The organism is Stutzerimonas kunmingensis, assembly GCF_014764705.1.
GTDB lineage: Bacteria > Pseudomonadota > Gammaproteobacteria > Pseudomonadales > Pseudomonadaceae > Stutzerimonas.
In genome coordinates this window covers 1-11,549 of sequence record NZ_JACXXG010000062.1, presented here as the reverse complement: position 1 = coordinate 11,549, position 11,549 = coordinate 1, and the positions used below count along the sequence as shown (strand labels likewise).

The following is an 11,549-nucleotide window of genomic DNA, read 5'->3' as shown; positions in this document are numbered from 1 at the left end:
TGGACGGAAGACTCATGTTGCTCTCGGTTGCCTTGATGCTTCTGTGGCCTACAGATCGCGCCACCCCGCAGCCGAGGCCGTGCCGCGGACTGAAGGCCACATAAATCGCAAGGCCACACAAGATATGTTCTGTGGCTGACCACAGAACATATCGACTATCACGTCGAGGTCGATGGGCATTACTACTCAGTGCCCTACCAGTTGGTGAAGAAACAGCTGGAAGTACGGCTGACGGCGCGCACCGTCGAGTGCTTCCACGCCAACCAGCGGGTGGCCAGCCACCTGCGCTCGCCACACAAGGGCCGGCATAGCACACAGACCGAGCACATGCCCAAGAGCCATCGCGAGCATGCCGAGTGGACGCCGCAACGGTTGATCCGCTGGGCCGAGCAGACCGGGCCGCACACCGCCGGCGTGATCAGCCACATCCTCGAACGGCGCATCCACCCAACCCAAGGCTACCGGGCCTGCCTGGGCATCCTGCGCCTGGGCAAGACCCATGGCGAAGTGCGCTTGGAGCTGGCCTGCCGACGCGCCCTCAGCCTCGGCGCGTGCAGCTACAAGAGCCTCGAATCGATCCTGCGCCAGGGGCTGGAAAACCTGCCGCTGGCCCAGCAGCACCTGCCCCTGCTGCCGGACGACCACGCCAACCTGCGCGGCCCCGGCTACTACCACTGAACACAAGGAATCCCACCATGCTGCCCCATCCGACCTTGGACAAGCTCCAGACCCTGCGCCTGACCGGCATGCTCAAGGCACTCGCCGAGCAACTGAAAACCCCCGACATCGACAGCCTGAGCTTCGTGGAACGCCTCGGCCTGTTGGTCGACCGCGAACTGACCGAGCGCGACGACAAGCGCCTCAGCAGCCGCCTGCGTCAGGCCCGGCTCAAGCACAACGCCTGCCTCGAAGACATCGACTACCGCAGCCCGCGCGGACTCGACAAGGCGCTGATCCTCCAGCTGAGCAGCGGTCAGTGGTTACGCGACGGACTCAACCTGATTATCAACGGCCCGACTGGCGTCGGTAAGACCTGGCTGGCCTGCGCCCTGGCCCACCAGGCCTGCCGAGAGGGTTACAGCGTGCGTTACCTGCGCTTGCCGCGCCTGTTGGAAGAGTTGGGCCTAGCCCACGGCGACGGGCGCTTCGCCAAGCTGATGAGCGGCTATGCCAAGACCGACCTGCTGATCCTTGATGACTGGGGTCTGGCCCCGTTCAACGCGGAACAGCGCCGCGACATGCTGGAGCTACTGGACGACCGCTACGGCCAGCGCTCGACCATCGTGACCAGCCAAATGCCAGTGGACAACTGGCACGAACTGATCGGTGATCCGACTCTGGCCGACGCCATCCTCGACCGCCTGGTGCACAACGCTTATCGGATCAACCTCAAGGGTGAGTCGATGCGCAAACAGACGAAGAAATTGACGACACCGGGCACCTCAGACTAACAATGCCCCCCCTGCGTCGCTGCGCTCCGACTGCCCGGCCGGATGGCCGTGGAACAGGTGGCCAGATGGCCGTGGAATGCCTGGCCAGATGAGAGCGGACTGGGTGGCCGGATGGCGTGGAATCCGCACCCCTGACCGAAGAATGACTCCAAAGCTGCGCAGCTTCTTGGAGTTTGCGCGTGAGGCTTTTGGGCAGCGAGGCCCTCTCTAACGCACGAAAATCAATGTCTGCGCTATCCGGTATTCGTAAAGGACGACGATTACCGTGGCTCACCGGATATGACCAAGCACCCCTTGCTGAGGAAGTACCTGCTGGAGCACTTCGCGGCGGAAGTCGAAGAACTGAAGGATGCCGTGTTCGTTGGCCTGGGGCCGCAGGTCCATAAGGTGCTGGACCGCCTGATCCAGGAGCGGGTGAATCGCCCCATCCATTTTCGCACCTCGCGATTGAAACCTGGAATCACACCAGGCAATCCTGCTCCATGAACCTCAAACCGCAGTCAAAATAAGACCGTAAATTGAGTTGAGGTGATTATGATCGGGTGCCAACGGGAACACCTTAGAAACCCAAGACGCCTCCCTAGATCATTGGTAACTTCAAACTCAGGAGCGTTTGGCTTCAACGCAGCCTAAACCCAACCGACTGCGGGCAGCTCTACTCGCCAACGCACGCAAAGCCACTCTCACAGATAGGTGACTGCGATGCTTGACAAGGCTCGAAAGGTTCATATACTCGCGCTCACTGTGAGCAATCCAACAAATCAAGGTTTCTTGCATAATGCGCTGAAGCCTTGATTTGGCCGGGATATTGAAGTTTGGGATTCAAATCCCCCCGGCTCCACCAAACAAGCCCCTAAATACGGGGCCTCTAGCGGAAAAGGTTGTTGAAAGTTGCTGAAAATATGTCCCGGTTAGTCCCGGTTTCAGCAACATTTCAGCAACCTTTTTTGTTTCCCCTCTCAGCCCGTCCGGGCAACCCAATCCCCCTTCTCGATAAACCTGATCCGGTACGCCTCACGCTCTGCCGAGGACATGAACTCCCAGGCGAAGTCCTCGCCCTTCGGCCCGCCCTCACATTGCCCGTACCGATACCAGCCGCCCACGCGAAGACCGGAGTACATCAGGTTCCGCTTGATGACTCCGACGCCGAGGGTTTCCAGCATCTCGCGGAACAGTTCGTCGGCTTCGGCGCGGGTGACTTGCTGAGATGCGTAAAGCCAGTCATGCACGACGCCCGCCGCACGGTGATCCAGGCTGTCAAAAAGCGGATCAACCAGCCAGGGTATCGACGCCAAATCCGTAACGAACCAGCGCGGCACGGTGAATTCCCGGCCATCCCTGGCGTGATACCGGAACGGCTCAAGCAGCACCCACTCGCCCGGTTTGTACGCCCGCAGATCCAGCGCGCCGGAGAACCATGCTGTCTCACTCATAGCATTGCTCCTCTAGGCTCTTGGCGATCTGCTCGTCAACAGACAACTGCGCGTCAGTCAGCCCGGCCAGCTCGTTGATGTCGTTCGCTGTGCGCCAGTAGTCGCGGGCGTATTCCTCGAACGAGGCAAACCCGCTGGTGTCGCTGTTGCTTAGCTCTCTCAGCGCGTCGGACAGGTCCAAGCCCTGGAGTGAGCCGCCAGAACGGGCTAGGGCAAGCGCCGACGAAATCTGGCCTTTAGCCTGATCGCGGCGCATCCGGTCGAACTGCTCAGACTCCAAGCGCATCGAGCGAAGGCCGCTGCGCAGGCTGTCAGAAAGACCCGCCAGCTCAGACACGCGATCAAGCGCGGCCTCTTGTTCGCTGTGTAGCCGAAACCACCGTTAGCCCAGCCACCAGACAACGCAGGCCACAGCGATGACGCGGTGCCGTATGCGGAATAGAGACTGCGCGCCTGGTTGACGGTCCCGAGAACATCCGTGCCGCCGCCGCCCGAACCGCCAGAGCCGCTTCAGCAGGATAGAGCCTGTCGTACAGGGCTTGGTAGGCGTTGGCTTGCTCTTTCAGTTCGCCGGTTGAGCCTTTCAGCGAAGCAGATACTGCATCGATGCGCTTGGCTCGCTCGATTGCTATCTTCAGGTCCGGCTCGCTGAGCTTGATATACCCGGCTGTCACCATAGCGAGCAGGCGCTGCTCTTCGGTCACCTTGCCTACTAGAACAGCCTGGCGCTCGAGGTTTTTGCTGTACGACTCGCCGGCCGTATCGCTAGCAAACCGGACGCCATCCATTTCGCCCTTGAGCTTGGAGAGCGCCCCCTCAAGTGCTGCGACCTTCTCTTTTTGCCCATCAACCCACTGTGCGCTGATCGCTCCAGCGTCAAAGCTGCGTTGATATTGTTCGAGATTGTCACGCGCCGATTTCAGCTGAGCCTCAACTTGCGCGGTCTGCTCCTGAAGGGCATCAAAGTTCAGCGTGCCGATATCGCTAGGCAGCAGATTGCGCGTGGCGTTTCGGATGCGCATGGCCGCTTGTTCAGTGGCATTAGCGGCTTTATCCATCCCGCCCTTTGCCTTGTCGCCGAACTCGACGAAGGAAAGCGCGGTGAGGCCAACAGTAGCGATAAGACCGACTGGCCCACCCATGAGCCCGAGCATTGAGCGCCCTACGCCCATGGTCGCAGCCTGCGCCACAGCCAGTCGCTTCGAGACCTCGCCCAAAACCTTTCTGCATTCTCGGACTATCGTTTTGTAGTTCCGCCCGGTTTTCAAATGTATTGCGCGGTAGCTCATTCCGGAAGCGAGCATCGCTATGCAGCCACTGGCGGAGGTTCTTTCAAGCGCCATTCGACATCTGCCATGGAAGCAGTTGGCGCGTGACTTCGACTATTAATCCCACCAGTCAAAAACATTGCTGCCCCACCTTTGAAAGCCTTGGTATGGTCTGACTTTCATCACAGGGAGTTATCGCATGCACTACCAGGCTTTGAAGGAGCGCCACCGCCAAGAACGCGACCAACAACATCCCAATCTCAGCCTACGACTGCATCGAGCCCTGAGCTGGCTGAACCGGGCAGAACACGCCGAAGATATTGATGGCCGATTCATTTTTCTGTGGATCGCATTCAACGCAGCCTACGCCACAGATATCGACGAGCAGCAACGGCTATCCGAACAGGAAACCTTCAAAGCCTTTCTCGAAAAACTGTGCTCACTTGATAGCACCAACAGCATCGAGAAGCTCGTCTGGTCAGAGTTCCCCGGTAGCATCCGGGTGCTACTGGACAACCCGTATGTTTTCCAAAGCTTCTGGGATCATCAAAGCGGGAAAATCAGCGAAGAACAGTGGAAAGAACGCTTCGCCAGCGGAAAAAAAGCAGCAGCTTTGGCGCTGGCCAACCGAAACACGCTTGCGGTACTTGGCGTAATGTTCAACCGGATTTACACCCTGCGAAACCAGCTCATACACGGTGGCGCGACTTGGAATGGCCGGGTTAACAGAGACCAACTGCGAGACTGCAGCAACCTTCTCAGCAAGCTAGTGCCATTGATCATCCAGATCATGCTGGATAACCCAGACACCTTATGGGGCGATGCCAACTACCCCGTGGTTGGCTGAGAATGGACACCGGTTTATCTTGACCGGATGCACCAATGTCTGTAATTCATTCATTTGAGGTTTGGGGTCCATTCTTCGCCTAGCCGTGGCGCAGTTCGACAAGAACTGCGTCACATACGAAGCCAGAACTGGCGCAGTTCATGAAACTGCGCCAAGTCATCAACGCCCGCGAACGCTGCAATGCTGCTGGCTCGAAATCAAAAAACAACAGCTACTTGAACAGTCGAATCCACTCACGATTCACCAGGGGTCGACAGATAGCAGGTGAACCTCCGAAGCACCGATGCGAGACCGTCTTCATTTGCGCCTCTGCCATGTATGAAATCTCTTCTCCGTCCTGATTGAGAAGTACGCCCCCAGCACCTTTTAGCAATGCATGCCCTGCTACCACGTCATGCGCGGAAACCTGGACAAGTGACACGCCCGCAACCCCATCACCTGCAGCTACACGAGCTAACCGGTAGGCAATGCTTGGCATCGCGACAAATCTACCCGGAGCACACAATTCAGAATTTAGCTCTGGCTTCATCCTGGCAGCAGTACTGACCATTACTCGACTGCCTGAACTCCACTCCTGTTTTGACAGATTCGCGTCAACCGGCTCGCCATTACGCAACACTGATGGCATACCCTTAGCCCAAGCGATGCAGTCAGCAGGGCGCCCCTCCAGTACAGGCGCATACACAACACCGAGAACAGGCTGAGCATTTTCAAGAAGTCCTACCGAAATGGCAGAGCCCTTGAATCCCTTCAGAAAGTCAGCAGTCCCGTCGTTAGGATCCACCACCCAGCAGAGCGGGGCACCGGTCAACGAATGCCCTGTTTCCTCGCCCCAGAAATCTCCATCCAACAGATGCAGCAGGCAAGGCCGCAATAGAGCCTCGATTTCTACATCAACATCCGCTTTATCACCCGCTCCGCGAGGCCCCTCAGGACGCTGCCACTCTGCGACTAGAAGCTCGCCTGCCCTAGTGACCACCTGTGTGACCCTAGAGAGCAGCGATGAATAATCCATGTGTTTTCTCCAGCGCTCATCCAGCCTTAAGAACCAGCATGCAGCCGCAGCTCAACGCGGAGTCTTCGGCACAATGCCGACCTGCATGCCAAAGGGATTAAACACGCTGTTCAGAGTCTGAACCGTCGGGTTGCTCTCATCCAGTTCCAGCTGTCGCAAGGCGCGCAATGACAACTTGCACATCTGTGCAAATCTGGCCTGCTGCAAGCCAGTCACCTCCTTACGCAGACGCCGCACTGCTCCTCCAATCGTGATCTCGCCGCTAGCCAACTGCTGCTGCAGCTCATTCAAAATGCGATTGCGCTCAAGAATGTCCATTTAGACCAACCCCCACTGAAGCATCCGCTGCTGGAGATTTCTCAGGGCTATACGAGGGTGACTCATGGTTGAGTCGGGAAGCCCTTGTGCACTCAGCAAGTCAGGTAGCGCGAGGAAGTCCTGAGCTGCCAACCGCAATCGCTGGTACAGCTCATCGGCATTAACCCACCCCGCGACCTCATCACAGGCCCGTCTCCAGTTAACCTCTCCAGCAAGCTCGATGTGCTTTGGCCACTTCGTCGTACGCGTAACCCCCTCTTCGTCCATGACCATCGGCGCTAGGTCGTAGATTGGCGCCAACCGAACCCCCTGCTCGCAGCGGAGAATCGCGGTGTTGCGTCCGTGGTTATCTGAATTGCCGAGAACCTGGTTCAGCAGATCGCGCCGCATGTATTCAAACACCAGATCTCCGATCTGCTGTTCCTGTCCAACAGCTCGCCATAGCTCAACCAGATTCCCCAGCACGTGCGTGTGCAGCATGTAGCTACCCGCCTCGGTTACACCGCATAGCGAGTACATGGACTCAACGGCAGTTCGGCTAACCCCTGCGGGGCTAATCTCGCGATCAAAGCGATGCATCCAGAGACTGGGCTTATTGCCCTCCTCCAATGCCAACCCTTCAGCTGCAACCGTATCCATTCCGAGCTGCTGGACGGCACGATAGAAGCAGTATTCGCTGCGCAGGATGTCCTGATCGGTCTGACTGGCTTTGTTACGCGCGAACTTTACAAACCAGTGCTGGGCTGCGTCTGCATCTGGCAACACGGCATCTGGATGCAGGGCGCCCTGACGATCTTCAGTCAGCAACAGCTTGGGGGCCTCACCGCCAGCACCTGTCGCCCCACCAATCGCTGCGCCCTGTTCATACGCGTACTCCAGGAATCGTGAGTCCCGACTAATAACCTCATCGCGCGTAAAACCGAGCACAGGGCTGCCCGCAATCGCCTCGACGGACTCCTTGATACGCAGATTGCCAATTGGCGCTGGTGTGCATCGCCCAAGAAGGTAGAGATCAAGATTGAGACCCTCGGGCCGCTCGCCGCCCAAACGCTTCAGTAGAAAGCGTCTTGCTGCACCTGATGGCAGGATGTCGAAGAGAAACGCAGGCGCCTTCTTATCTCGCCAAGAATCCCATCCGAGAGGGTAAGCTGCACTGACAGCCACATTCAGCCGAGTGCCTACAGACTCCAAGGAGTCAACCAGATAGCCCTGCTGGTAGCCACAAGCACAAGCACCCTCCAGCCCTTCCTCGGGCTGCTCGAAACGGAGCTCCATGGCATTGCGCCACTGGCCATCCCTATAAACCTGCAGAGTAAGATTGTGCATATCAGTCACCGGCACTTTAATGCCCAAACAGTAGACGCACACACAAAAAAAGGCAATTTAATGCCTAAAAAATCATCTTAGCCACAGAAAAAGGCATTAAAGTGCCTCAATCTCAAGAACTAGTTCCCGCTTCGGAGGGCGCTGCCCGTGTTCAACTCCCCAGTAAGGATTTGAACCCGCGCCCAGCAAAACTGCCCAACTGGCAACACTTACACTGGGCATATTTGGATGCGCTATTGACGGAAGGCTCAAGGTTCCTATACTGCAGATCGGCTGAGTGAAATCCTACAAATCAGTTTTTTGGGGCAAAGCGCCCGAAACACTGATTTGAGCTGGGCATTTGTGTCTTTGGATTCAAATCCCCCCGGCTCCACCAAATATACATCTAGACCTGTCTCAAACAGTCTACAAGCACCCTGAAAAGCCCGCCCTGTGCGGGCTTTCTTGTTTCTGGCTGTCTCTTCTTGTTTACGCCTATAACTTCACGCGGTGTATCCTCTCGTGTATCTTCGGAAAACATTGAATCTGAGGGATACAGGATGAAGCGCAAGGACATCAAGAAGCGTCCTATGGCGGATACGGTACTGGCAAGCTTAGAGCCGGAGGAGAAAGAGTATCGAGAGAACGATGGAAACGGACTCTAGCTTCGCGTTCGGCCAGACGGCTCGAAGTCTTGGCAGTTCCGCTACAAAAAGCCGGACGGCAAATGGTCATGGATTGGACTGGGTGCCTATGGCAAAGGCAGCCATCAACTGACCGGAGAACAAGCGCGGAAGGAAGCCGCGAAGCTGCGCGACGACGCAGCCGAGGGCAGCAACCCACTCGCAACGAAACGAGCACGAAAAGCCGCAGAAGTGGAAGCTGCGAACAACACATTCGAGCATCTCGCTCGGGAGTGGTACGCCACCAAGCGCAAGGGATGGAGTGAGGGAACCGCTATCCGGACCATTGGCGCACTTGAGCTGCACGTATTCCCTACGTTCGGTAAACGTCCGTATGCAGCCATCCTACCCATGGAGTGGATGGAGCTGCTCCGTGGCATGGAGCAAAAAGGAATCGTTGAGCAGACCAGCAGAGTCCGTGGCATGTGTCGGGAAATTTACGATCTGGCTCGAGTGACGGGGCGAGCGCAATACAACCCGCTCGAGGGACTGCACAAGTTTCTCCAGACCCGTCCAGCTGAAAACTATGCGCATGTGCCTATTGCCGAACTGCCAGCACTGCTTCGAGCAGTGCGCGCCTACGGCACCATAGATGTACGAATTGGTTTGCAGCTGTTGAGCATGCTTGCCTGCCGCCCATCCGAGCTACGCGAGGCTCGTTGGTGTTTGGGCTCCTGCCCTTCTGGGCCGACAAAAAGCTGGCACGGTCCACCTACAACGCCCGTTCTGAGACGGCCTCGGTCAAGCGGTCATTCAGGGAGGCATGGAAGAAGGCACAGCACTGCATCATCCCTGCGGTGGCGATCTATGAGCCCGACTGGCGAACAGGCAAGGCTATTCCTACTCGAATTTCCCGTGCCGATGGGCGGCTGCTAGGGATAGCGGGCCTATGGGAGGAGAGGAAAACTGCTGCAGGTGATAGGGAGCTGTCGTTCTCAATGCTGACGGTGAATGCCGATGACCATGCGCTGATGCGCAACTTCCATCGCCCGGGGCATGAGAAGCGCATGGTGGTGGTGCTCCCTCAGGCGCTGTACCAGGACTGGCTGACAGCTCCCGCTGAAATCAGCAGTGAGTTCATGACCCAGTATCCAGCCGATAGGCTGGTTGCCTATCCCCAGCTTTGAGTTGACGCCAAGTACAATAAAACCTCTTGCCTCTTGTTGAATCACAGTTCAATGTTGGCCTGCTGCCGATAGCTTGGCAGCGCCGCGGCCAGATAGAGATCACTATGACTGGAAAAATTATGTCTGACGGCGAGGCCGATAGGCCGGCACGCATGACTCCTGCCGAGTTCAAGGCTGCTTATAAGAGCAAAGGTTGGACAGGCAGGCTGCTCGCTGAGCGGTGGAGCTACTCAGTAGCTTGGATCAGCAAAGTGGGTAACGATCCCGAGCGTGATCAGATTTGGGATGATGCAGTCCGCGGGTTACCGTCCGTCAAGTAATTGAACCACAGTTCAATTATTGTGTTGCCATAAGTTGAACTGTAGTTCAATGTCGCGCATGCAAACATATCCGTTAGAGGATCTAGCATGTACGACAGCTCCCGCGATTCCAGCTCTGCTCACCTGAAACGCACCCTGTACCATTTCCATTTCTGCTGCGGCCTTGGGGGTGGGGCTCGAGGGTTCAATAGAGCGCGCCCCGTTGTCGGGAATGTAGAGGCCCAATGGGAGTGTCTTGGAGGTGTAGACGTAGACCCAGCTGGGCTCCGTGACTTCGAGCGACTAGCTGGCGTTCCCGGCACCCTGTTAGACCTCTTTACCCGCGAGCAATACACCCGTTTCCATGGCCAGCAACCGCCTGCTGGCTGGACCGAGGCGACTGCCGAGGACATACGCCGCGCCGCGCAGAATCTGCGCCCCGACGCCGTATTCATCAGTTCGCCATGCAAGGGCGCCAGTGGGCTGCTGTCCGAGGCCACCAGCAAAACGCCCAAGTATCAGGCCCTTAACGAACGGGGAATTCAACCTCAAGCTCAACCGGCCACCGGAGCCCTGGATCAAGGACTTGGTGTTCCAACAAGCTGCCGACTCGCTGCGGGTGATCACACCTCGCCAGCTAGATACCGAGAAAAGGGGTTTGGGGAGCAATGGAACCAAAAACCAACGTAAGCCCTACCACCTGCGCTCGGTGCCTTCTTCCCAGGCATCCGCCTCAATAAAGCAGTTGCGCATGTCGGCTTCCTGGCTGATCTCGGTGAGCAGGTCGTGCACGGTCTTGTCCAGCTCGTCGTCGCTCCGATACGAAATGGCCAACTCGTAGTGGCCGGTCTCTGGCCGCTTCATGCCGGCTCTCTTTGTCCATGATAGCCGTACGCAAACCAACAGGAGTTGTCCCATGCAGACGTTCCACATCCAGAACATGACTTGCGGCGGCTGCGTCCGAGGCGTCACGCGCGCCATCCAGTCCGTCGACCCGGCTGCGCGGGTTCACGCCGATGTTCCTGCCCGACGGGTGCAGGTCGTCTCCGACCAGCCCCGTGAGATCGTCGAGGCCACACTGACCAAGTCCGGCTACCAGGCGGTTTGGATCGCTCCGTGAAGCACCGCCTGGCGGCCTCGTTCAGGCCTCGTTGATCGTCAGGGTCAAGCGACCAGGTTCTCGGCCAGTGCGGTCGTCGGACGAAGCCGTTCTTGAACTGACCGGCCCGACCACTCAGTTGCAGGTACTCGGGTGGTCGGGCGGGGAGGGTCGATTGCGCCGCCACGACCATCCTCTCTCGATCTCGATTTGAAGTGCGACGCTCAAAAAGGTTCGGATCAGCACGATCAGCGCAAGGATCGCGACGCCCTGCAGCGAGGGATCGATCGTAACGGTTCGGATGATGTCGGCGGCCACGAGAAATTCCAGGCCCAGTACGATCGCGCCGCCGAGCTCCTGCCGCAGGGAGTGATATCGCGCCTTCAGTTCGAACCCCTTGTGGATGAAGGCGAATCGGCCGCAAGCCAACACGCTGCCCAGGGTGATGACCCCGACGCCGAACAACTCGAATCCCGCGACCGCGATCCCGATCGCCACATGTGGCAAATCAGCGCTCATCGGCATATCCGGTCAATGGTGATCATAGATCCCCACACCCCGGATGTCGTTCCATGAAGTGGTCTGGTGGCAGAGATAGCACTGCTCAGGTTCCGCATTCCTGACACCCGCTATCGGCTTGGACATCATTCCGAAGTGCTCCTTGTAGTGGCTGAGCGGCGCGAGGTGGCACTGGCCGCACTCGG

At 57.8% G+C, this 11,549-nt stretch carries 12 protein-coding genes and 4 pseudogenes; 8 read left to right on the top strand and 8 right to left on the bottom strand.

The features are described 5' to 3' along the window. Positions 1 to 147 precede the first annotated feature (147 nt). From IEG05_RS22655 to IEG05_RS22645, 3 genes and pseudogenes are all read left to right on the top strand, one after another. A pseudogene (locus IEG05_RS22655) lies at positions 148 to 678 on the top strand (Mu transposase domain-containing protein); the annotation flags it as partial. Positions 679 to 695: 17 nt separating this feature from the next. After that, complete coding sequence (istB, locus tag IEG05_RS22650) at positions 696 to 1,451, top strand: IS21-like element ISPpu23 family helper ATPase IstB (protein WP_046622600.1); 756 nt, start codon at positions 696 to 698, stop codon at positions 1,449 to 1,451. A gap of 279 nt (positions 1,452 to 1,730) precedes the next feature. After that, a complete protein-coding gene (locus IEG05_RS22645; protein ID WP_197445814.1) occupies positions 1,731 to 1,937 on the top strand; it encodes a hypothetical protein in 207 nt (68 codons plus the stop codon). A 473-nt stretch (positions 1,938 to 2,410) separates the two neighbouring features. Here the strand turns inward: IEG05_RS22645 and IEG05_RS22640 are convergent, their stop codons facing one another. From IEG05_RS22640 to IEG05_RS22630, 3 genes are read right to left on the bottom strand one after another with little or no spacing between them, the layout of a single operon-like run. Further along, positions 2,411 to 2,884 (bottom strand): DUF1353 domain-containing protein, encoded by a 474-nt coding sequence (locus IEG05_RS22640; RefSeq protein ID WP_191122761.1) that lies wholly within the window; start codon positions 2,882 to 2,884, stop codon positions 2,411 to 2,413. Then, positions 2,877 to 3,221 (bottom strand): hypothetical protein, encoded by a 345-nt coding sequence (locus tag IEG05_RS22635; RefSeq protein WP_191122760.1) that lies wholly within the window; start codon positions 3,219 to 3,221, stop codon positions 2,877 to 2,879. The genes IEG05_RS22640 and IEG05_RS22635 overlap by 8 nt, the downstream gene beginning before the upstream one ends. A 4-nt stretch (positions 3,222 to 3,225) precedes the next feature. Continuing rightward, positions 3,226 to 4,227, bottom strand: coding sequence for a hypothetical protein (locus tag IEG05_RS22630; RefSeq protein ID WP_191122759.1), 1,002 nt, complete (start codon positions 4,225 to 4,227; stop codon positions 3,226 to 3,228). 124 nt (positions 4,228 to 4,351) lie between these two features. Here IEG05_RS22630 and IEG05_RS22625 point away from each other — a divergent pair, with 124 nt between their 5' ends. Then, on the top strand, positions 4,352 to 4,999 hold the full coding sequence (locus IEG05_RS22625; RefSeq protein ID WP_191122758.1) for a HEPN domain-containing protein: 648 nt from the start codon (positions 4,352 to 4,354) through the stop codon (positions 4,997 to 4,999). A gap of 211 nt (positions 5,000 to 5,210) precedes the next feature. On the opposite strand, the gene IEG05_RS22620 is transcribed toward IEG05_RS22625, so the two are convergent. From IEG05_RS22620 to IEG05_RS22610, 3 genes are read right to left on the bottom strand one after another with little or no spacing between them, the layout of a single operon-like run. Then, the gene (locus tag IEG05_RS22620) at positions 5,211 to 6,014 is read right to left on the bottom strand and encodes an inositol monophosphatase family protein (RefSeq protein WP_191122757.1); all 804 of its coding nucleotides are present in this window, start codon (positions 6,012 to 6,014) and stop codon (positions 5,211 to 5,213) included. A gap of 51 nt (positions 6,015 to 6,065) precedes the next feature. After that, on the bottom strand, positions 6,066 to 6,332 hold the full coding sequence (locus IEG05_RS22615; protein WP_003459718.1) for a helix-turn-helix domain-containing protein: 267 nt from the start codon (positions 6,330 to 6,332) through the stop codon (positions 6,066 to 6,068). Continuing rightward, positions 6,333 to 7,658, bottom strand: coding sequence for a type II toxin-antitoxin system HipA family toxin (locus IEG05_RS22610; RefSeq protein ID WP_046622590.1), 1,326 nt, complete (start codon positions 7,656 to 7,658; stop codon positions 6,333 to 6,335). Between the two features lie 539 nt (positions 7,659 to 8,197). Between IEG05_RS22610 and IEG05_RS22605 the strand changes: the two are divergent. The 3 pseudogenes from IEG05_RS22605 to IEG05_RS23435 all read left to right on the top strand — a co-directional run. Continuing rightward, positions 8,198 to 8,983, top strand: a pseudogene (locus IEG05_RS22605) (tyrosine-type recombinase/integrase); the annotation flags it as partial. A gap of 2 nt (positions 8,984 to 8,985) precedes the next feature. Next, positions 8,986 to 9,447 (top strand): annotated as a pseudogene (locus tag IEG05_RS22600) (SOS response-associated peptidase); the annotation flags it as partial. A gap of 407 nt (positions 9,448 to 9,854) precedes the next feature. Beyond that, positions 9,855 to 10,280 (top strand): annotated as a pseudogene (locus IEG05_RS23435) (DNA cytosine methyltransferase); the annotation flags it as partial. Positions 10,281 to 10,439: 159 nt separating this feature from the next. Here the strand turns inward: IEG05_RS23435 and IEG05_RS22595 are convergent. Continuing rightward, positions 10,440 to 10,610: a hypothetical protein gene (locus IEG05_RS22595; RefSeq protein WP_224742961.1), complete on the bottom strand. Its 171-nt coding sequence runs from the start codon at positions 10,608 to 10,610 to the stop codon at positions 10,440 to 10,442. A 52-nt stretch (positions 10,611 to 10,662) separates the two neighbouring features. Here IEG05_RS22595 and IEG05_RS22590 point away from each other — a divergent pair, with 52 nt between their 5' ends. Then, a complete protein-coding gene (locus tag IEG05_RS22590) occupies positions 10,663 to 10,866 on the top strand; it encodes a heavy-metal-associated domain-containing protein (RefSeq protein ID WP_014159574.1) in 204 nt (67 codons plus the stop codon). Positions 10,867 to 10,980: 114 nt separating this feature from the next. Here the strand turns inward: IEG05_RS22590 and IEG05_RS22585 are convergent, their stop codons facing one another. Next, on the bottom strand, positions 10,981 to 11,364 hold the full coding sequence (locus tag IEG05_RS22585; RefSeq protein WP_046622686.1) for a DUF1622 domain-containing protein: 384 nt from the start codon (positions 11,362 to 11,364) through the stop codon (positions 10,981 to 10,983). Positions 11,365 to 11,549: the final 185 nt, after the last annotated feature.

Coding starts and splice junctions, on each gene's coding strand:
- istB (WP_046622600.1), top strand. CDS start 696: ATGCTGCCCCATCCGACCTTGGACAAGCTCCAGACCCTGCGCCTGACC.
- IEG05_RS22645 (WP_197445814.1), top strand. CDS start 1,731: ATGACCAAGCACCCCTTGCTGAGGAAGTACCTGCTGGAGCACTTCGCG.
- IEG05_RS22640 (WP_191122761.1), bottom strand. CDS start 2,884: ATGAGTGAGACAGCATGGTTCTCCGGCGCGCTGGATCTGCGGGCGTAC.
- IEG05_RS22630 (WP_191122759.1), bottom strand. CDS start 4,227: ATGGCGCTTGAAAGAACCTCCGCCAGTGGCTGCATAGCGATGCTCGCT.
- IEG05_RS22625 (WP_191122758.1), top strand. CDS start 4,352: ATGCACTACCAGGCTTTGAAGGAGCGCCACCGCCAAGAACGCGACCAA.
- IEG05_RS22620 (WP_191122757.1), bottom strand. CDS start 6,014: ATGGATTATTCATCGCTGCTCTCTAGGGTCACACAGGTGGTCACTAGG.
- IEG05_RS22615 (WP_003459718.1), bottom strand. CDS start 6,332: ATGGACATTCTTGAGCGCAATCGCATTTTGAATGAGCTGCAGCAGCAG.
- IEG05_RS22610 (WP_046622590.1), bottom strand. CDS start 7,658: ATGCACAATCTTACTCTGCAGGTTTATAGGGATGGCCAGTGGCGCAAT.
- IEG05_RS22595 (WP_224742961.1), bottom strand. CDS start 10,610: ATGAAGCGGCCAGAGACCGGCCACTACGAGTTGGCCATTTCGTATCGG.
- IEG05_RS22590 (WP_014159574.1), top strand. CDS start 10,663: ATGCAGACGTTCCACATCCAGAACATGACTTGCGGCGGCTGCGTCCGA.
- IEG05_RS22585 (WP_046622686.1), bottom strand. CDS start 11,364: ATGAGCGCTGATTTGCCACATGTGGCGATCGGGATCGCGGTCGCGGGA.